General features: G+C 67.3%; 6 protein-coding genes and 4 pseudogenes. 4 read left to right on the forward strand and 6 right to left on the reverse strand.

Translation table 11 applies throughout. From position 1 onward, the window contains the following. The 6 genes and pseudogenes from SSPN_RS61640 to SSPN_RS54840 form a co-directional block, all read right to left on the reverse strand. A pseudogene (locus SSPN_RS61640) lies at positions 1-1231 on the reverse strand (beta-ketoacyl reductase); the annotation flags it as partial. A 224-nt stretch (positions 1232-1455) separates the two neighbouring features. Further along, the gene (locus SSPN_RS61645; protein ID WP_010696247.1) at positions 1456-2262 is read right to left on the reverse strand and encodes a polyketide synthase dehydratase domain-containing protein; all 807 of its coding nucleotides are present in this window, start codon (positions 2260-2262) and stop codon (positions 1456-1458) included. A gap of 118 nt (positions 2263-2380) precedes the next feature. Beyond that, positions 2381-6404: pseudogene (locus SSPN_RS62680) on the reverse strand (type I polyketide synthase); the annotation flags it as partial. 303 nt (positions 6405-6707) lie between these two features. Further along, positions 6708-7535: pseudogene (locus tag SSPN_RS63265) on the reverse strand (polyketide synthase dehydratase domain-containing protein); the annotation flags it as partial. Beyond that, positions 7515-8840 (reverse strand): annotated as a pseudogene (locus SSPN_RS63270) (acyltransferase domain-containing protein); the annotation flags it as partial. The pseudogenes SSPN_RS63270 and SSPN_RS63265, both read right to left, overlap by 21 nt. Next, the gene (locus tag SSPN_RS54840) at positions 8780-16561 is read right to left on the reverse strand and encodes a type I polyketide synthase (protein WP_148271978.1); all 7782 of its coding nucleotides are present in this window, start codon (positions 16559-16561) and stop codon (positions 8780-8782) included. The gene SSPN_RS54840 and the pseudogene SSPN_RS63270, both read right to left, overlap by 61 nt. 259 nt (positions 16562-16820) lie before the next feature. Here SSPN_RS54840 and SSPN_RS0116450 point away from each other — a divergent pair, with 259 nt between their 5' ends. The 4 genes from SSPN_RS0116450 to ureC all read left to right on the forward strand — a co-directional run bounded on the left by SSPN_RS0116450 (position 16821) and on the right by ureC (position 22360). Next, entirely contained in the window at positions 16821-18068 is a 1248-nt protein-coding gene (locus SSPN_RS0116450) for a cytochrome P450 (RefSeq protein WP_010696251.1), read from the forward strand. Between the two features lie 1486 nt (positions 18069-19554). Continuing rightward, a complete protein-coding gene (locus SSPN_RS0116465; protein ID WP_029535403.1) occupies positions 19555-19878 on the forward strand; it encodes an urease subunit gamma in 324 nt (107 codons plus the stop codon). A gap of 2 nt (positions 19879-19880) precedes the next feature. Then, complete coding sequence (locus SSPN_RS0116470; RefSeq protein WP_044572994.1) at positions 19881-20432, forward strand: urease subunit beta; 552 nt, start codon at positions 19881-19883, stop codon at positions 20430-20432. After that, entirely contained in the window at positions 20432-22360 is a 1929-nt protein-coding gene (gene ureC / locus SSPN_RS0116475) for an urease subunit alpha (RefSeq protein WP_010696255.1), read from the forward strand. Before SSPN_RS0116470 ends, ureC begins: the two co-directional genes overlap by 1 nt. Positions 22361-22364: the final 4 nt, after the last annotated feature.

The raw sequence follows: 22364 nt of genomic DNA on the forward strand, positions 1-22364 counted from the left end.
ACACCACGTCGAGCACCGCCGCGCGACGCGACGCGGCGTCGAGCACGACCAGCTGATCACGCAACGTCTCCGCACCCGGTCCGCCGGCATGCGCAACAGACCGCCGGAAGGCAGGCCGGACGAGCCCCGTGAAGACCGACGGGATTTCCGGCTGGCTCCGGAGCGCGCGGAAATCCAGTGGGGTCACGACCACGGCGGCATCGGCAAGGCCGGTGGCCGTGTCGAACAGCGCCAGGCCCTGCTCGGTGGACATCGGCGGCATCCCGGAACGCGCCATCCGACGAAGATCCGCTTCACCAAGATGCCCGGTCATCCCGCTGCGCTGATCCCACATCCCCCACGCGAGCGACTGACCCGGCAACCCGAGACTCTGACGATACTCGGCCAGCGCATCCAAAAACGTGTTCGCCGCCGCGTAATTACCCTGCCCAGCACCACCGAACACCCCCGCAACCGAGGAAAACATCACAAACGCGGAAAGATCGCAATCGCGGGTCAGCTCATGCAGATTCCAGGCCGCATCCACCTTTGGCCGTAACACGACATCCAGGCGTTCCGGAGTCAACGACTCGATCACACCATCATCCAGCACCCCAGCGGCATGAACTACCGCCGTCAACGGATGCTCCACCGGAACCGACCCGAGCACCCCAGCCAACGCGTCAAGATCGGCGACATCACACGCGACAACACCAACCTCCGCGCCATACGCGGCCAACTCCGCGACCAACTCGGCCCCGCCACCACGGCGACTGACCAACAACAAACGCCGCACCCCATGCTCAACGACCAGATGACGAGCCAGCAGCGCACCCAAACCACCCGTGCCACCGGTAATCAACACCGTGCCACGCCCACCGGCATCCAACCGCCACGGAACACCCACCGCAGGCACCAGCCCGTCACCAGCCGGGACCCGCGCCAACCGGGCCGCGAGCACCTCACCACCACGAACCCCGGCCTGCGGCTCACCGGAGCCCACGGCCACCGCGATCGCCCCGGCAGAAACGGTATCCCCATCGACATCGACAAGCCCGAACCTGCCCGGATGCTCCACCTGCGCCGAACGCACCAACCCCCACACCCCGGAAGCAGCAAGATCCGACACACCACGAACAGCACCAGCAGTCACAAACACCGCTCGCACCCCAGCGAACCGGGAGTCGGACAACCAGATGTGGATCAGGTCCAGGACTTGGGTGGTCAGCTCACGGACCGCCTCCGGCACGGTCGAGCCCGCAGTGGCGACGAGCGGGATGACCACCGTTTCGGGCACCGCGACCAGGTCCGCCAGGGTGCGCACGGACTCCGCTCCCGGCAACGCCAGATCGCCTAGTACGGCTACGGAGCCCGCCGGGGCCACCGCGGCGGCAAGCGCCGGCGTCCACTCGAGACGGAACAGCGACTCTTGCGCCCCCCAAACCCGTCGTGCCGCTCCGTCGGCCGGGCGCAGGGTTAGTGCGTCGATGGATGCCACTGGTGCCCCGGCGGGATCGGCCAGCGTGAGTGAGATGGTGTCCGTGCCGGTCCGTCGCAGTCGACAGCACCAGCAGTCACAAACACCGCTCGCACCCCAGCGAACCGGGAGTCGGACAACCAGTCCTGGACGACGCCGAGGACGTCGGCGGTCAACGCGCGCACCGCATCGGGCACCGCCACCGCACCTGTTGCGACCGGGAAGAGAACGGCCTCCGGCGTCGGCATGCCGCTTTCGATCGCGACACCCAGTTCTTTGAGATCGGCGAAGGAATCGAACCCTGCCAACTCACCGCCCACCACGAGCACCGACGCCGCAGGCTCGGCGCTCACCGGCACCCAGTCCACATGGAACAGTCCATCGGTCCCAGCCGACGAGAGCGCACCGACATCGACAGGACGGGTTGTCAACGAGTCCACCGAACCCACCGGATGGCCGGTCCGGTCGAACAGCCGCAGGGACACGGTGTCCACTTCGGTCCGTCGCAGTCGCACCCGCAGGTGCGTAGCACCCGTGGCGTGCAGGGCGACCTCGCGCCAGGAGAAGGGGAGACGGCCGCTCTCGTCTCCGTTGATCCACGCCGGGTGCAGGGCTGCGTCGAGGAGTGCTGGGTGCAGGGTGAATCCGTGTGGGTCGATGGTGTCGGGTAGGGCGGTTTCGGCGGCGATCTCGTCACCGCAGTGCCATGCGGCCCTCAGTCCCTGGAAGGCGGGACCGTAACCGAAGTCCGCGTCGGCCAGCCGCTGGTAGAAACCGTCCAGGTCGATCGGTTCAGGGCCAAACACCCGGCTCGGGCTGGGGCAGTGTCGTGGGTGTGCCGGTGCGGAGCACACCGGTCGCGTGACAGACCCAGACCGTCTCGGTCTCGTCATCCGCGCGAGAGTAAACACCGAACACACGCCGCCCGGACTCATCCGGGCTTTCCACCGCGACCTGGATCCGCACCCCGCCCGTGCCGGGAAACACCAAAGGTTTCTCCAGGGTGAGCTCCTCAAGATGGTCACACCCCGTCTGATCCCCCGCCCGGACCGCGAGCTCGACATAACCGGTCCCGGGAAACAACACCGCCCCGGCCACGGCGTGATCGGCCAGCCAGGGATGAGTCCGCAGCGAAAGACGACCAGTGAACACATACCCGTCCGTGCCAGGAAGCTCGACCCCCGCACCGAGCAGAGGATGATCCACCACACCCAACCCGGCCGCGGTCACATCACCAGCACCAGCACCGGCCACGGCTTCGGGCCAGTACCGGTCACGCTGGAACGGATACGTCGGCAGACCCACCCGGCACGCACCAGGAAACACCGGCACCCAATCCACAGACACACCACGAACATGCAACTCCGCGACCGACCGCAGGAACCGGTCCAGGCCACCCTGATCACGACGCAGCGACCCGACCACCAACGTCCGCTCCCCGACGGTATCGGTGATCGCGGGAGTCAGCACCGGGTGAGGACTGACCTCCACGAACACACCGAACCCCTCACCCAGCAAGGTCTCGGTGGCCTGCTGGAACCGGACGGTCTCACGCAGATTCCGGTACCAATACGCGGCATCCATGCCAGCGGTATCCAGCACCTCACCGGTAACGGTCGAATACAACGGAACCCGCGCAGCCACCGCGGACACCCCCGCGAGATCCCGCAGAACCCGCTCACGAATCGAGTCGACCTGACCGGAATGCGACCCATAATCCACCGGCACCCGACGCACCCGCACCCCCGCCGCCCCCAACTCCTCGGCCAACCCCTCCAACGCCGGCACCTCACCGGAGACCACCACCGACGACGCACTGTTGACCGCCGCCACCGACACCCCATACCGCCGCGCATACCCGGCGACCTCAGCCACCGGCAACGACACCGCCACCATGCCACCACCCCCCGCCAACGCCCGCAGGGCACGACTGCGCAACGCGACCACCCGGGCCCCGTCCCGCAACGACAACGCCCCGGCCACACACGCCGCGGCGATCTCACCCTGGGAATGCCCGACCACCGCGTCCGGAACCACACCAAAAGACCGCCACAACGCCGCCAACGACACCATCACCGCCCACAACACCGGCTGCAACACATCAACCCGGGCCAGCGCCACCTCATCATCGAGCACGTCGAACAACCACCAGTCGGTGAACTCCGACAACACCGCCGCACACTCCGCCATCGAGTCCGCGAACACCCGGGACGAACCCAGCAACCCACCAGCCATCCCCACCCACTGCGACCCCTGCCCCGGGAACACGAAAACCACCTTGCCCGCCATCCCCGCCACACCCACCACCAACTCCGGGCCATCCCCACCCCCGGCCAACGCCTCCAACCCCGCCACCAAAGCCCGCCGGTCACCGACCACCACCGCACGATGCTCGAACACCGCCCGCGTCGTAGCCAACGAAAAACCCACATCCAACAGATCATGCCCATCCACAAACGACACCAACCGCCCCGCCTGCTCCCACACCGCCCGCGGCGACCTACCCGACAAAACCCACGGCACCACAGTGGACACCGCCTCAACCGCCTCAACCGCTTCCACATCGGCTACATCGGCCGGCTCGGTCACATCCGCTGGTTCGGTCACATCCGCTGGTTCGGCTGCGGGCGGGACCTCGATGATCACGTGGGCGTTGGTGCCACTGATCCCGAACGAGGACACCCCGGCCCGGCGCGGACGCCCCGCCTGCGGCCAGGACACCGACTCGGTCACCAACTCCACCGCGCCACCAGCCCAGTCCACATGCGAAGACGGCTGATCCACATGCAACGTCCGGGGCACCACCCCATGCCGCATCGCCATGACCATCTTGATGATCCCCGCCACCCCCGCCGCCGCCTGGGTATGCCCGATATTCGACTTCACCGAACCCAGCAACAACGGCACATCCCGCTCCTGCCCATACGTGGCCAGCAACGCCTGCGCCTCGATCGGATCACCCAACCTCGTACCCGTGCCGTGCGCGTCCACCACATCGACATCCGAAGTGGACAAGCCTGACGCCGCCAGCGCCTGCCGGATCACCCGCTGCTGCGACGGACCATTCGGCGCGGTCAACCCATAAGATGCAACGCCACCAACGACGACGAACACGCCGTATCCACCGTCACCGCCGGCCCCTCAAACCCAAACTGATAAGCCAACCGCCCCGACACCACACCACCCGCATTACCGATACCCAGATAACCCTCAACATCCGCAGGGAAACTCACCAACGACGAAGACGAATAATCGTGATACATCGAACCGACGAACACACCACCCCGACTCCCCCGCAACGACGCCGGAACGATCCCCGCACGCTCGAACGCCTCCCACGACGTCTCCAGCAACAACCGCTGCTGCGGATCCGTCGCCAACGCCTAATCCCGAAAAACCCGGAATCGAAATCAGCCGCCTCATACAAAAACCCACCCTCACGCGTATACGAAGTCCCCACCTTCCCCGGATCAGGGTCATACAAACCCTCGACATCCCACCCACGATCAACCGGAAACCCCGAAATACCATCCCCACCCGAACACACCAGATCCCACAAATCCTCCGGCGAACCAACACCACCCGGATAACGACACGCCATACCCACAATCACAACCGGATCATCCGACACCTGCGCGAGCGGGGCCGTGGCCACCACTCCCGAAGAGCCCCCACCCATCAACTCAGACAACAAAAACTCCGCCAGCAAAGGCACCGTCGGGTAATCGAACACCAGCGTCGCGGGCAGCCGCAGCCCGGTCTCGGCGGTCAGCCGGTTCCTAAGCTCGACCGCAGTCAGCGAGTCGAAGCCAAGGTCGGTGAGCGCATGGGTCACCGTGATCGGCTCGGCGGTGGCGTAACCGAGCACCCCAGCGACCTGAGTCCGCACCAGGTCGAGCAGCACGCCGTCCCGCTCGCCTTCAGGCAGCCGGGCCAACCGTGTCCTCAGGGTATCCGCGTTCCCCGCGCCCGTGGCCGCAGAGCGCCGGGAAGCCCCGCGCACCAGACCACGCAGGATCGGCGGGATCTCTCCCGCGCCGCGCAGGGCATGCGCATCGAATCGCATGGCCACGACCGTCGCGTCGGTGACCGTGTCGACGGCCCGGTCGAACAAGGCGAGCCCCTGTTCGTTCGACAGCGGCGGCATCCCGGAGCGCTCTATGCGCCGGAGGTCCAGCTCACCGAGGTGCGCGGTCATCGTGCCGCGCTGCTCCCACAGGCCCCACGCGATCGACAACGCGGGCAACCCGCGCGACCGCCGACGGGCGGCCAGCGCGTCGAGAGCCGCGTTCGCGGCGGCATAGTTGGCCTGGCCGGGGGTACCGAGCACCCCGGCGGCCGAAGAGAACAGGATGAACGCCGCGAGGTCATGGGTCTGTTCGTCCAGGTTCCGGGCGGCGTCGATCTTCGGCCGCATCACGGTGTCGAAGCGCTCGGGGTTCAGCGAGCCGAGGACACCGTCGTCGAGCACCCCGGCGGCGTGCACGACCGCCGTCAACGGGTGTTCGACGGGGACCGACGCCAAGACTCCGGCGAGTTCCCCGGGATCCGAAGCATCGCAGGCCACCACGCGGACGTCGGCTCCGTGCGCGGTCATGTCGGCCACCAACTCCGCCACGCCCTCGGCATCCGGGCCTCGGCGGCTGAGCAGCAGCAGGTTCCGCACACCGCGCTCCGCCACGAGATGCCGGGCCAGCAGCGCGCCCAGCCCGCCGGTGCCGCCGGTGATGAGCACTGTTCCGTTGGCGTCCCACGGCGAATCGCCGCTTTCCGAGGAGACCGAGACCGTCGCCAGTCTGGCGACTCCGACCTGGCCGTCCCGGATGACCAGCTCCGGCTCGCCGGAGGCCAAGGCGCTCGGCAGTGCGGCGGCCGATGCGGTTGTATCGTCGAGGTCGATCAGGGCGAACCGGCTTGGATGTTCCGTACAGGCCGTACGCACCAGCCCCTGCACGGCTGCCTGGCCGACGTCGAGCCCGGCTCCGCGAGTCACGAACACCAACCGTGACTCGGCGAACCGCTCATCCGCCAGCCACAGCTGGGTCTGTGCCAGGGCCAGCGTGGTGGTGGCACGCTCGGACGCACCGGAATCGACCCGGACGAGCACCGAGGCCGGGATCTCGCCGGTCAGGGCATCGATGCCGTCCGGTCCGAGCTCGGCCCAGTCTTCGGTGGCCGACAACGAGGTCAGCGGCACCCATTCCGTGCGGAACAACGGATCAGCATCGGTCCGAGCCAGGTCGTCCGGCGAGACCTGACGCAGTACCAAGGACTCGACCGAGGCGACGACCGCGCCCCTGGAATCGAAGAGCGACAAGGACACGCTGTCCGACGCCGTTGGGGTGAGTCGCACGCGAAGTTCCGTAGCGCCGGTGGCGTAGAACGATACGCCGTTCCACGAGAACGGCAGACGTCCGCCACCGACTGCGGGCACGCTCGCGTGCAGCGCCGCGTCCAGCAACGCAGGGTGCAAGCCGAAACCGGTCGGGTCCTCGGTCAGAGCGACTTCGGCGAAGACTTCGTCACCGCGTCGCCACAGCGCTCTGAGTCCTTGGAACACGGGGCCGTAAGTGAAGCCGCTATCGCAGAGTTCGGCGTAGAACCCGTTGAGGGACACTGGTTCGGCCCCGGCTGGGGGCCACACCCCGATCTCGGGATCCGGCGCGGGCGTGCCGGGGCTCAGCACCCCGGTGGCATGCCGGACCCACGGCGCCTCAGGCGTGGCGCGAGAGTGGAAGGTCACCACGCGCCTGCCGGTTTCGTCCGGTCCGCCGAGGGCGACCTGCACTTGCACACCGTCGTTCTCGGGCAGCACCAGCGACGCTTCGAGGGTCAGTTCGTCAACGCGGTCACAGCCGGCCTTTTCTCCGGCCTGAATCGCAAGTTCCACGAAACCCGTACCGGGGAACAACGTCGAGCCCGCCACTGTGTGATCGGCGAGCCAGGGTTGTGCACGCAGTGACAGGAGACCGGTGAACAGGAGCCCATCCGATCCGGGCAGCTCCACCCCGGCGCCGATCAGCGGGTGTTCCGACGCGGCCAAGCCGAGCGCGACCGCGTTTTCCCGTGGTTCCGCCACGTCTGGCCAATACCGCTCACGCTGGAATGCGTACGTCGGCAGTCGCACCCGGCGTGCCCCGGCGAACGCCGGAGTCCAGTCGACGGCCAGGCCGTGCACGAACAGTTCGGCCGCCGACCGCAGGAACCGCTCGAATCCGCCCTCACCGCGTCTCAGCGTCATAGCCACCAGCGCGCGGTCCCCGGCGGTTTCGGTGATCCCAGCCGTCAGTACCGGATGGGGACTCACCTCCACGAACACACCGAACTTCTGGGCGAGCAGCGTCTCGGTGGTCTGCTGGAACCGGACGGTCTCACGCAGATTGCGGTACCAGTAGCCGGCATCCATGCCAGTGGTGTCGAGCACGTCACCGGTGACGGTGGAATACAGCGGAATTCGCGCGTCGGCCGGAGTGATCCCCGCGAGGTCTCGCAGGATCTCGTCGCGAATCGACTCCACCTGAACCGAATGCGCCCCAGAGTCGGCCGGAGAGTGCACCGACGCCGTGCCATCCTGCCCGGCCAGTGCCCGCAGGGCACGGCTGCGCAACGCGACCACCCGGGCCCCGTCCCGCAACGACAACGCCCCGGCCACACACGCCGCGGCGATCTCACCCTGGGAATGCCCGACCACCGCGTCCGGAACCACACCAAAAGACCGCCACAACGCCGCCAACGACACCATCACCGCCCACAACACCGGCTGCAACACATCAACCCGGGCCAGCGCCACCTCATCATCGAGCACGTCGAACAACCACCAGTCGGTGAACTCCGACAACACCGCCGCACACTCCGCCATCGAGTCCGCGAACACCCGGGACGAACCCAGCAACCCACCAGCCATCCCCACCCACTGCGACCCCTGCCCCGGGAACACGAAAACCACCTTGCCCGCCATCCCCGCCACACCCACCACCAACTCCGGGCCATCCCCACCCCCGGCCAACGCCTCCAACCCCGCCACCAAAGCCCGCCGGTCACCGACCACCACCGCACGATGCTCGAACACCGCCCGCGTCGTAGCCAACGAAAAACCCACATCCAACAGATCATGCCCATCCACAAACGACACCAACCGCCCCGCCTGCTCCCACACCGCCCGCGGCGACCTACCCGACAAAACCCACGGCACCACAACAGACACCGCCTCAACCGCCTCAACCGCTTCTTCCGCTTCTTCGACTCTTTCGGCGTCGGCTGCTTCGATTGGTTCGGCCGGTTCGTTTGGTTCGTTTGGTTCGGTTGGGGGGGTGGTTTCGATGATCACGTGGGCGTTGGTGCCACTGATCCCGAACGAGGACACCCCGGCCCGGCGCGGACGCCCCGCCCAAGCGGTGTCGGATAATCGAACGCCAGCGTCGCGGGCAGCCGGACCCCCGTCGCCGTCGCCAACACGGTGCGCAGCTCGATCGACGCCAGGGAGTCAACACCCAGTTCGATAAAGGGCAGCGCGGGGTCGATCGCGTCCGCACCAGTGTGACCCAGCACAGCGGCGATCCGGTCGCGCACCAGCGCCACGACGGCGTCACCGCGCTCGCCGTCGGGCAACTCGCGGAGCTGCCCGGCCAGCGTCGTCGCCATCGCGCTCGCGGTGGCTCGGCGCACAGTCCCGCTTACCAGGCCTCGCAGCACAAGTGGGATCTCGCCGGAACTCCGCAGCCGCGCGAAGTCCAGCGGGACCGGCACGACGGTTCCTTCGGCCGAACCGACCAGCACGTCGAACAGCGACAGTCCCAGCTCGGCGGAAAGCGGTAACAGTCCGGCGCGCGCCATCCGCCGCCGGTGCGCCTGCGACGACATGCCCTCGCGTGCCCTGCCCGGCAGCTCCCAGGCGCCCCAGGCCAGTGACAGCGCGGGGAGCCCGAGCGAACGCCGATAGCCGGTCAACGCGTCCAGTGCACCGTTCGCGGCGGCGTAGTTGCTCTGCCCGGGGTTGCCGAAGATCCCGGCCACAGAGGAGAAAACGACGAACGCGGACAGGTCCATACCCTGTGTGAGCTCGTGCAGATGCCAGGCGGCGTCGGCCTTCGGCCCCAGCACCGCGTCGAACCGCTCCGGATTCAGCGCGCTGAGCACACCGTCATCGAGCACCCCCGCAGCGTGGATCACCGCTGTCAGCGGATGCTCAACCGGAACCGACCCGAGCACCTCAGCCAACGCGCCACGGTCGGCGACGTCGCAGGCCACGACGCGGACGGCGGCACCGAGCGCGGTCATCTCCGCGACCAGCTCGGTCGCACCGTCGGCGGCCTCACCGCGGCGGCTGAGCAGCAACAAGCGCCGCACACCACGTCCGGTCACCAGGTGGCGGGCCAGCAGTGCACCTAGGCCCCCGGTCCCACCGGTAATCAGCACGTGGTCATCGGCGTTCCACGGCCGCGCAGCGGGCGGAACGGCGAACCGTGCCAAGCGGCCGACGAAGACCTCTCCCGCCCGCACCGTGAGCTGGGGCTCACCGGAGGCCAACGCCAATGACAACGCGCCCTCGGACGCGGGTTCGTCGTCGAGGTCGACCAGCACGAACCGGCCCGGGTGTTCCGACTGCGCCGATCGCACCAGACCTCGGACGGCGCCGAGCGCGGGGTCTCGGTCGGCGTGCCTGGTCACCACGGCCAATCGGGAGTCCTCGAACCGGTTGTCCCCCAGCCAGTTCTGAAGCAGATCCAGCACAGCGGTGGTTGCCTCGCGTACCGCCACGGGCGTCGAGGTGATGGTCGGGGCGAGCACTCTGGCCACGACCGTGGCGGGCACCGGTGCGTCGGTCTCGAGGGCATCCAGCTCGACGAAGGCCCCGTCTCCGAGAGGGCCGGCCAGCGGCGCCCAGTCAAGCCTGAACAGGGCGCCACGCGCACCGGAAACGTCGACCAGCGATATTCGCCGCAGGCTGAGGGATTCGGCGGAAGCCACTGGCAGACCGGAGGCGTCTGCGAGGGTGAACGACACCGTGTCCGCCCCGCTCCGGACCAGCCGGACCCTGGCCGCCGAAGCGCCGACGGCATACAGGGAAAACCCGCTCCAGGAGAACGGCACCCGCCCGACTCCTGGCTCGTCGATACCGAGGAATCTGGTCGCCTGCACCACCGGATCGAGCAGCGCGGGATGCAGTCGGTAGGCGTCCGAGTCAGTCGCGGCGGCGATCTCGGCAAAGACCTCGTCGCCTCGCCGCCACACCGCTTTCAGCCCCTGGAACGCCGGGCCGTAGTCGAACCCGTCCTCGGCACAATCCTCGTAGAACCGTTCCAGGTTCACGGGTACGGCTCCGGCTGGAGGCCATTCCACAGCCTCGGCCGTCGTCGCACCGCGCACGCCCAGCACTCCGGTGGCGTGGCGAACCCACGGTCCGTCGATCCCGGACCGCGAGTACACCCCGACCGACCGGCCGCCCGCGGCTTCGGCACCACCGACCACGACCTGCACCCCGACCTCGTCCGGCCCGGTGAAGATCAGTGGCGCTTCCAGAACGAGTTCCTCGACCCGATCGCACCCGGTCTCGTCGCCGGCTAGGACGGCCAGCTCCAGGAATGCGGTACCCGGCAACAGCACCGAACCACCGACGACATGGTCGGCCAGCCACGGCAGCGACCCCACCGACAGGGTGCCGGTGAACACGTACCCGCCGCTTTCGGGCAGTTCCACCCCGGCACCGAGCAGCGGGTGCCCCGCAGACCGCAGCCCCAGCGAAACTACGTCGTGAGACTGCCTTGCCCAGTAGCGCTCGCGCTGAAAGGCGTAGGTCGGTAGGTCGACGCGGTGGCAGCCGGCGAAGAAAGCATGCCACGCCACAGGCACGCCGACGATGTGCAGCCAGGACAGCGCGCTGACCACGGCCTCTTCCTCGCCCCGGTCCTCGCGCAGCACCGGAACGGCCACCGCGTCGACGAGGGCGTCCCGGACCATGTCCGATAGCACGCCGTCCGATCCCAGCTCGACGAACGTCGTGACACCGGCCGCTTCGAGAGCGTGCAGGCTGTCGGCGAACCGCACCGCCTCCCGCGCCTGGCGCACCCAGTACTCCGGCGTGCTCCACTCGTCGGTCACCACCGCACCGGTCACCGCAGACACCGCTGTGATCGACGGCCGTCCGAACTCGAGACCTTCGACGATCGTGCGGAACTCGTCCGGTACCGGATCCAGCGAAACGCCCTCCGGTAACGGCGAAATCTCCTCCTCCGAGTCCGCAACCGTCTCCGCCACGCCACCCGGCGGCAACGCCCGCATCAACCGGTCACGGGCGGCCACCAGCACGCAAGCGTCCTCGAGAGACAGCACACCACAGACGTGGGCGGCCGCGATCTCACCGATCGAATGACCTGCCACGAAATCCGGCGCGATCCCCCACGACTCCAGCAACCTGAACAAGGCGACTTCCAACGCGAACAACGCGGGTTGGGTGAAGCCGTTGCGCGCCAACGAGTTTGTGTCACCGGGCAGTGCCGTTCCCAGGTGGGCGGCGACGGCGTCGAAGGCCTCGGCGAATACCGGGAACCGAGCGTGCAGCTCCTGCCCCACGCCTAGGCGCTGACTTTCCTGGCCGCCGAACAGGAGCGCCATTCTGGCGCCCTCGCGTGCCATACCTTCGACCACTCCGGCCGCCGGGGCACCCTGAGCGAGGGCACTGAGCGCGGCGATCAGCCCGGCGCGGTCGCCGCCGACCACCGCGGCGCGGTGTGCGAAGGATGTCCGCGAGGTGGCCAGCGAACAACCGATGTCGGAAAGTCGCAGCGACGCGTTTTCGTCCAGGTGGGACAGCAATCGGGCCGCCTGCGCACGGACTCCTGCCTGGGTTCTCGCCGACAGTACCCATGCCGTGACACCTTGCTCTCCGTCCGAAACCGGCTGCTCGGCGAAGTTCATGACGGGAGCTTGTTCCAAGACGGCGTGCGCGTTTGTGCCGCTGATCCCGAACGAGGACACCGCGGCCCGCCGCGGACGGCCCGTGTCCGGCCACTGGACGCTTTCGGTCAGCAGCGAGACCGACCCGCCAGACCAGTCGATGAACGGCGACGGCTCGTCCGCATGCAGGGTGCGCGGGAGGACACCGTGGCGCATCGAAAGAACCATCTTGATGACCCCGGCGACCCCGGCCGCGGCCTGGGTGTGCCCGAGGTTCGACTTCACCGAACCCAGTCGCACCGGCCGGTCCGCGCGATCCCGGCCGTAGGTCGCCAGCAGGGCCTCGGCTTCGATCGGGTCGCCCAGACGCGTACCTGTGCCGTGTGCCTCGACGACGTCAATATCGGTGGCCGCCAGTCCGGCGGAGAGCAGTGCCTGACGGATCACCTTCTGCTGGGAAAGCCCATTGGGCGCGGTCAGGCCATTGGACGCGCCGTCGGAGTTGATCGCGGTGCCGCGCACCACGGCCAGCACCGGGTGCCGGTTACGACGCGCGTCGCTTAGACGCTCCACGAGGAGCAGGCCGACGCCTTCGGCGAAACCGGTGCCGTCCGCGCCGGCGGAGAACGCCTTGCAACGGCCGTCCTCGGCGAGGCCCTGCTGCCGGGCGAAGTCAGCGAAGATCTCCGGGGTCGCCATGAGCGTGACCCCGCCGGCCAGCGCCAGCTCACACTCTCCGGACCGCACAGCCTGCGCGGCGAGGTGCAGCGCGACCAGCGACGACGAGCACGCCGTGTCGACCGTGACAGCCGGGCCTTCGAGGCCGAAGACGTAGGCGACGCGGCCAGAGGCGACGCTGGTGACGCTGCCCGTCTCGGCGCTGCCCGCGTACCCGTTGTGGCCCAAGCCGGCGAACACGCCGGTCCGGGTGCCGCGCAGCGACTCCGGGAGGATCCCGGCCCGCTCCAAGGTCTCCCAGGCCACCTCCAGCAGAAGTCGCTGCTGGGGGTCCATCCCGGTCGCCTCGCGCGGTGAGATTCCAAAGAAGGCCGCGTCGAACTCCGCCATCCCAGGAAGGAAACCGCCGACAGCCGGGTACGCGGGATCGGGCTGCCAGCCCCGGTCGAGCGGGAAATCGCCGAGCGCTTCACGGCCTTCGGCCAGCAGGTCCCAGAGTTCCTCAGGTGAGCTCACTCCGCCCGGAAAACGGCAGCCCATCGCGACGATCGCCACGGGATCTTCGGCGCTGGGAGTGTCGCGCCAGGCCGGGCTCGCGGGGTCCGCCGCGCCCGAGAGCTCGGCATCGAGGTAACGGGCGAGGTCGCCCGGAGTTGGGTAGGAGTAGATGAGGCCGGTGGGCAGGCGCAGGCCGGTCGTGGTTGCCAGGGCGGTGCGGAACTCGACCGCGGTGACCGAATTCAGGCCGAGCTCACGGAACGTCTCAGCGGACTCGATCCCGCCGGGCGAGGCGTAACCGAGCACGGTCGCCAGGCGGGTACGCACCAGTTCGAGGGCGCCCCCGGTCCAGCGGGACGACTCGACCGGGTTCTCCACAGTCCGCACCGGAGCGGGCTCGCGACCCTGCAGCCAATGGCTCTCCCGCTGGAAGGCGTAGGTCGGCAACGGCACGCGGCCGCGGTCGCCTAACAAGGCCGTCCACTCCGGGCTGACACCGCGAACATGCAGCTGTGCCAGCGCGGTCAGCGCCGTGGTCGCTTCGCTGTCGGCCGCACGCAGCAAGGGAACCGCGACCACCGCGTCGGCAGGGTCTTCTTCGACGATGTCCCTGGTGAGCGCCGACAGCACCCCGTCCGGCCCGAGTTCGACGAACAGTCCGGTGCCATCGGCGCGGAGTGTCTTGACCGCGTCCGCGAACCGCACTGTGCCGCGCGCATGCCGCACCCAGTAGCTGGGGGTCCGCCAGAGCTCGTCGGCTGGTTGACCGGTCAGCGTCGACACCATCGGAATCGACGTCTCGCCGAACGTCAACCCGGCCACGACCTGACGGAACTCGTGAAGCATCGGGGCCATCAACGCCGAGTGGAACGCGTGGCTGACCCGCAACCGACGGGTCCAGCGCCCTGCGGCGGCCAAGGTGGCAGCGACCTGCTCGACGTCCGCGACGGCTCCCGCGAGCACCACCGATGAAGGGCCGTTGACCGCCGCCAGCGACACCGCTGGCTGCTCGTCGAGCAGCGTTACTACCTCGGCTTCAGAGGCCTGGACGGCGATCATGGCGCCGCCGGTGGGCAGTGCCTGCATCAAGCGGCCGCGCGCCACCACCATGCGGCAAGCATCGTCGAGCGACAGCACACCGCTGACGTGCGCGGCGGCGATTTCGCCGATCGAATGCCCCACCACGAAGTCTGGCGTGATCCCCCAGGACTCGAGCAGCCGGAACAGTGCGACCTCGAGCGCGAACAAGGCGGGCTGGGTAACTTCGGTCCGCGCCAGCGTCTCGTCGTCGGCGGAGAGCACGTCCAGACCGACCCGCGCACACACGGCGTCGAAGGCCGCAGCGAACACTGGGAACCGAGCGTGCAGCTCACGGCCCATACCGGCCCGCTGTCCGCCTTGGCCCGCGAACAGAAACGCGACCTTGGGCTGGGCGAGAACGGTTCCCTCGACCACGTCGGCCGCGTACTCGCCGCGGGCGAAGGGCCGTAGCCGGGCCAGCAGTGCGTCGCGGTCGGCGCCGACGACCGCGACGCGGTGCTGGAACGCGGTTCGCTTGGTCGCGAGTGAAAAGGCGAGGTCAGCGGGCCGGAAGTCCGGATGAGCCTCGACGTGCCCGATCAGCGCCGTGGTCTGTGCGCGCAGCGCCGCGGATGTCTTCGCCGAAAGCGTCCACACGACCTCAGCGGGTTCGGCGGTGTCGTGACCGGGCTCCCGCACCGGCCCGGGCGCACCGGACAGCACGACATGGCAGTTGGTGCCGCCCATCCCGAACGAGGACACCCCGGCTAGCACTGGCCCGTTGCACTCCGGCCATTGCTGCGACGACCGCACGACCTGCAGGTTCCAGTCGTCGAAGCGGATGGCGGGGTTCGGATGCTCGAAGTTGAGGCTCGCCGGGAGCCGGCGGTGTTTGACGGCGAGCGCGGCCTTGAGCAGTCCGACGATCCCGGCCGCGCCCTCCAGATGCCCGACGTTGGTCTTCGCCGAGCCGACCAGGAGCGGGTTACCGGCGGAGCGTCCGGCGCCCAGCACCGCGCCGAGCGCGGCAGCCTCGATCGGGTCACCCACCTTCGTGCCGGTGCCGTGCAGCTCGACGTACTGGACCTCGGCCGGGTCCACTCCCGCTCGCCGGTACGCCTCCGCGAGCACCGCCTGCTGGGCGCGCTCGTTCGGGACGGTGAGCCCATCGCCGCCACCGTCGTTGTTCATGGCGGTCCCGCGGATCACGCAGTAGATGTCGTCGCCATCGCCGAGCGCGAGGTGCAGCGGCTTGAGGACGGCGAAACCGCCGCCTTCACCGCGTGCGTAGCCGTTCGCGCGTGCATCGAAAGTGAAGCAGAGCCCGTCGGGCGAAAGCGCGCCGAACCTGGCCGTGGCCGCCATGCTCTCCGCAGCCAGGTTCAGGGTGACCCCGCCGACCAGGGCGGCCGAAGACTCGCCGCGGCGCAGGCTCTCCACGGCGAGGTGAACCGCAACCAGGGAGGATGACTGACCGGAGTCGACGACGAAGCTCGGGCCGTGCACACCGAGCACGTACGACAACCGGTTGGCGATCATGCTCCGCTGCACACCGGTCGCCGTGTAGTGACCGATCTGGGAGCCGCCGTCGGCGAAGCTCAGCGTGGCGTAGTCGTCCCCCATCGCGCCCACGAACACGGCGACCCGTTCACCGCGCAGCGCACCCGGCACGATCCCGGCGTCTTCCAACGCTTCCCAGCCCAGCTCCAGCGTGAGCCGCTGCCGGGGGTCGAGTTCGGCGGCTTCACGAGGGGAGATCCCGAAGAAGGCGGCGTCGAACTGGTCGACCTCGGTGAGGAAACCACCACGGCCCGACCCCAGGCTCCCCCGCCCGGAAAGCTCCTCGTCGAAACGTGCGGCCAGGTCCCAACGATCTTGCGGAACGCTGGTGATCGCGCTCACGCCACGGGTGAGCAGATCCCAGAATCCGCGGGGGTCCGCGGCTTGCGGTAATCGGCAGGACAATCCGACGACGGCTATCGGCTGTGCTGGAACTGAAGGCTCAAGTGATGCCATCAAATGGCTCCCGCACTACGAACTCTGCGCATTGCCACATCCAGTATGGAGTGTCCACACACGACGGAGCGACCCTAACATCGACACACCGGTCGCCTCCCGTGACAGCACGACCGAAGAATCTAAAGCTGCCCTTTTTAACTAGAGAATTCTGAACAAAAAGGCAAGATGTCACCCTGGTCACAATCCGGCCTTCCGCGCGCGGCATTGACGCGGTAAAGTCCCGGGTCGCCATCGACACGAGGCAGGGTGCCCTGGCGTGAACATCAAATTAATGGGCGCGGGCCGGACGTTGGCCGACCCAGCCGCCTACGCGAACGACGACCGAATACACAAAGCGCTGGCACTACTACGGCGCGAAGCTCCCGTGCACTGGGTCGAGGCGCCGGGCTACCGCCCGTTCTGGGCGATCACCCGGCACGCCGACGTGATGGAGATCGAGCGTCAGCCCGACCTGTTCCGCAACGCGCCCCGCCCGATTCTGGTCCCCGACGCGATGGAGAAGCGGACAGCCGCACAGGGCACGAACTTCCGCACGCTGGTGTCGATGGACGGTGCCGAGCACCGGCAGGTCCGGGCCATCGGCACCGACTGGTTCGGACCCGGCGCGCTGCGTCATTTGGAGACCCGCGTCACCGAGCTCGCCCGGCAGTACGTCGACCGGATGCTCGAATTCGACGGCGAATGCGACTTCGTCACCGACATCGCCGTGCACTACCCGCTGGACGTCATCCTCTCCCTGCTCGGCTTGCCCAGATCGGACTTCCCGAGGGTGCTCTCGCTGGCCAAGGAGCTGTTGGGGAACGCCGACCAGGAGATCAACGGCGGCCGAGGGGCGGAGGGCTTCGTCGCCGTCCAGCAGGAGCTGCTCACCTACTTCAACGAGCTCACGGCCGCCCGCCGGGCCACCCCCACCACCGACCTCGCCTCGGCCATCGCCAACGCCCGGCTCGACGGTGCATTGCTGTCCGAGTTCGACGCGGCCTCCTACTACATCCTGATCGCCACCGCGGGCCACGACACCACGAGCGCGTCGATCGCGGGCGGCCTGCAGGCCCTGATCGAGAACCCCCAGCAGCTGCGGCAACTCCAGGACGACCTCACCCTCCTGCCTACCGCGGTCGACGAAATGATCCGATGGGTCACACCGATCAAGTGCTTCCTGCGCACGGCCACCGAGGACTACGTGCTGCGTGGGACCACCATCCGCAAGGGTGACTCCGTGCTGTTGTCCTACCCTTCAGCTAACCGCGACGAGGACCTGTTCGAAGAACCGTTCCGCTTCGACATCCGCCGCACGCCAAACCGGCACCTGGCCTTCGGCTTCGGTGTCCACTACTGCCTCGGCGCGGCGCTGGCGAAGATGGAAGCCCGCGCGTTCTTTGCCGAGCTGCTCCCCCGGCTGGACAGCGTCCAGCTCGCCGGCAAGGCCGAACTGTTCGCCACCAACTTCATCGGTGGCCTCAAACACCTGCCCATCCGCTACAAGCTACGACCCAGCGTGTAGCGAACCGCTGGCAACCCGGATTCGTTCGGTCCTCGCCTGTTCATCAGTGCCCGTCACGATTGTCGGGGTCGGCATTGCCGCGAATCGGAATCGCCGGGCACTCGAATCTCACAGGCCGCGAGCGCTCCCCTCGTCCGCGACGCACTGGAGGCCGAGCTGTCCGCGTACCGCGAAGGACTCACCGGGGGGGGTTGCCTAGCTCGCGGTGCCGATCGGGCTTTCGTCCGAGCGATACCCGATGTGGGCGACTCGCTCGAAGTCGTACTTCCCGCCACCTACTACCGCGAGCGCAAGGTAAAGCCGGCGAACGCCGCCGGTTCGACAAACTGATCGGCAAGGCTTCGAAGATTCACCCGATGCCCTTCAAGGAATCCACGACGTCGTGCAGGCAGCACGCGAACGCAGAGTCCCAATCACGTCGTATGGCCGGTTGACGCGGAACGCGACTAAGCAACGAAGACAGAGCACTCGGCGAAGACCTCGTGCAGTGCGGCATGGACAACCGCCAAGCCCGCAACACCGCGTTGATCCACGCTGTCACCGACCTGCCGCCGGTCGGCGTCGCCGACTTGTTCAGCGTGCACCTCACGCCGTCAATCGTTGAGCGGCGCTGGCGAGCACCAGCCGCGCGCCGATGGGAAATGTCCAACCCAACCACCGGAAATCAAAGAATAACCAATGCCCACTATGGAATTCCTGTTGCGAGGCACGCATCTCCCGGCGTGAGAATTAGATTACGCCGCCGGCTTGTCATCTATCCGCAGGCACCCGGGAAACCGGGTACGCCGCACGGCCTGGCGGCAACACCAGCTCGATGCGCTTTCCGCGGATCGTCCGGCGCAAGACCTTCGACCATCACGCGACGATATGGAAGTCGTTGACTGACAACGACATCCGCGTACCGGTTCAGGGTAAATCGCGGTGCCCGATGCTGTTGGTTGGCGGGCACGCCATACCCCCACTCCGAGAAGCCCGTCGCAGCATGTAACCACCCGAATGGGTTGATCTTTCATGCTTCTGCCGAGGCAAGGGCTGCCGCCTCTTGCTCTAGGGTCGCACTGTGCCATCGAACGCCCTGAGTGTTGCGGCCTTACCCCGCAGAAGGACTGCACCACACCCGAGTACGAAACGGCTCCCGACACTCTGCTTGTCGCACCCATCACTGTCATTCCGGGTCGCGACTCCCCTTAAGCGGCATGTGTCGGCTCTCGCGAAGTCAATTCCTGCGGCCATTTCGCGACCGCATGCGATCTTCACGCCACCGTTGCCATGAGGCACCGGATGCGGACGGTGGTGGTGGTGTCTCCCCGCAGTTCCTATGTAGGCAAACCGGCACTGCACAGGGCTGGTGTCGGCGCTTTGAGCCGTACCCGTGAGTGTTGCTCAGCTTGCAGGGAGCAAGTCCCGACAAGCTGATTGTTCATTCCTGAAGTGCAGCACGCGTCCGCGCGTGCGCCTGAACCAGATTCGAGCGGAGGCGCCTTCCATGCGTTTGTCCCCGAGAGATCGTGAAATGTTGCTGGTGCATGTTGCCGCCGACCTTGCCCGCACGCGGCGTTCCCAAGGGGTTCAGCTCAACTATCCCGAGGCGATGGCGATCATCACTGCTTACATTCTGGAAGAAGCCCGGGCCGGCCGTCAGGACGTTCCGCAACTCATGGACAGCGCAACCAAGGTGGTACGGCACAGCGAATGCATGGAAGGGGTGCCCGAAATGATGCGTGACCTCGCCGTCGAAGCGACATTCCCGGATGGCACCAAGATGGTCGTGCTGCAAAAGCCGATCCAGCAGGACGAGGTGGCGGTGTGAGCATGGTTCCCGGCCAAGTGATCCCCGGTGACGAGCCCGTTTCCTTCAACGACGAACCCGTCCCGCCGCCGCCCCTGCCGGAGGGTATGCCGTGGCGGCGCACGGTGTGGGTCAAGAACTTCGCAACCCGCGCCATTCAGGTAGGGTCGCACTTCCACTTCTACGAGGCCAACTCCGGTTACGCCAACACCGAGTCCGACGCCTCGGCGAACGTCGGGCCAGCGGTGACCGGGCCAGACGGTCTCGCGGTTCTTGCTGGCGCAGACGGGGATCCGGTCAGCGAGGAAGAAAAACGGAAACTGACCGTCGGATACCGGCTCGATATCCGGGCGGGGACGGCGTGGCGGTTCGAACCGGGATGTACCTATGAGGTGCCCCTCGTAGCGCTCGCCGGGGACGGGACGGTAACCGGGCTGAGCACGCGAGGAAACCTCAAGAACTGGGTCTGGTACCCGGAGCAGGGGCAAGACTCGGACGACGTCGAAACCTCTCAGTCGGCTTCGGTTGGTCAGGAGCCCGTGCGCGGTTCGGACACTGCCAGGGGAGACGCGTGATGAGTGCGGAAACCGGGCGTGATTCGCGGGAGTTTCCCGCCTCCCTGAAGCGGCTGCACGGGACGGATCAACCCGTCCCGCTCGCGACCACGGTCAGGACGATTGACCGGCAAGTCTACTGCGAGAGCTTCGGCCCCACGAAGGGCGACCAAGTCCGGCTGGCCGACACCGACATCTGCATCGAGGTTGAGGAGGACTACAGCCGGGGCCAGCACGGCAGCGGCAACGAGGTGGTGTTCGGTGGCGGCAAAGTCATCCGCGAGTCGATGGGCCAAGCCTCCTCGTCCCGTGAGCGCGGCACCCCGGACACGGTCATCACCGGCGCGCTGATCCTGGACTGGTGGGGCATCGTCAAGGCGGACGTGGCGCTGCGGGACGGCAAGATTTACGCCATCGGAAAAGCAGGCAATCCCCAGTGCATGAGCGATGTGCGGGCCGCAGACCTTCCGGTCAGTACCCACACGAATGACCCGGTGAACGATCTCGTGATCGGCCCGGAGACCGAGATCATCGCCGGCAACGGAAAGATCCTCACGGCCGGAGCGATCGACACGCACGTGCACTTCCTGCTGCCTGAGCTGGCCGCGCACGCGCTCAACGGTGGTATCACCACCTGCGTTGGTGGCGGCACGGGAATGGCCACCGGCAGTCTGGCAACGACCGCAACCCCTGGTGCCTGGAACATCCAACAGGCGATCAAGGCGATGGACACCGTGCCGCTCAATATCGGCCTGCACGGGAAAGGCAGCGCAGGCGGCGGCCAACAAGCGTGGAAGGCGCTGGAAAGCCAAGCCAAGGCGGGTGCCTGCGGCCTGAAGATCCACGAAGACTGGGGGGCGACCCCGGTAGCTCTCAGAGACGCGCTCGCCGCAGCGAACGAGTTCGGACTGCAGGTGTCACTGCATTCCGACACCCTCAACGAGGCCGGGTTCTACGAAAGCACAGCGCAGGTCATCAGAAACAGTGGACGCAGCATTCACAGCTTTCATACCGAGGGATCCGGCGGCGGACACGCTCCCGATATCCTGCAGTTGGCATCGATGGACAAAGTGCTTCCGGCATCGACGAATCCGACCCTGCCATTGACGAGGAACACCGCCGCCGAGGCCAAGTGGATGGTGATCCTTGCGCACCATCTGAACTCGCGAGACCCAAACGACATCGCCTTTGCCGAAAGCCGGGTCCGGCGGCACACCATCTTCGCGGAAAACGTGCTGCACGATCTCGGAGCGCTGTCCATCACCAGTTCCGACGCGCTGGCTATGGGACGTGTCGGGGAACTGGTGATGCGCACCTGGCAGACGGCTCACGTGATGAAGCAGTACTGGGCCGACACGATGCAGGGGCAATTCCCGGACCGGGATCAGGCTGGCGACATGGACATGCGCCACGACAACGAGCGTGCCAAGCGCTACATCGCCAAGTACACCATCAATCCGGCCATCGCCCAAGGCATGGACGACGACATCGGGTCCATTGAGGTCGGCAAGTACGCGGATCTGGTGCTGTGGGATCCGCGGTTTTTCGGAGTCCGCGCCGAGATGGTGTTGCAGGCCGGAGTTCAGGTCTGGGCAGTGTGTGGTGACCCGAACGCATCCGTGTCACAGCCGGAGCCCTTCTGGGGACGCACCAACTGGGGCAGCTCGGGCAAGGCGGTGACCTCGTGCACGCGCGTTTTCGTGTCTCCGGTGGCGGAATCCAGCAAAGCCACCCTCCGAACCGAAACGCCGTGGGTGCCGATCAAACCAACGGGTGAACTGAACAAGAAGAACATGAAGAAAAACGCTGCCCTGCCCACGATTCACGTCGGGAACAAGCAGGAGAACACCGAGGACTCCTACATCGTGACCATCGACGACCAGGAGTATCCGGCGCCAGCAACACCACCGAAACATATTCCGATGACGCAACGGTACTCCCTGTTCTAGGAGC

The organism is Saccharopolyspora spinosa NRRL 18395 (genome assembly GCF_000194155.1).
Lineage (GTDB): Bacteria > Actinomycetota > Actinomycetes > Mycobacteriales > Pseudonocardiaceae > Saccharopolyspora > Saccharopolyspora spinosa.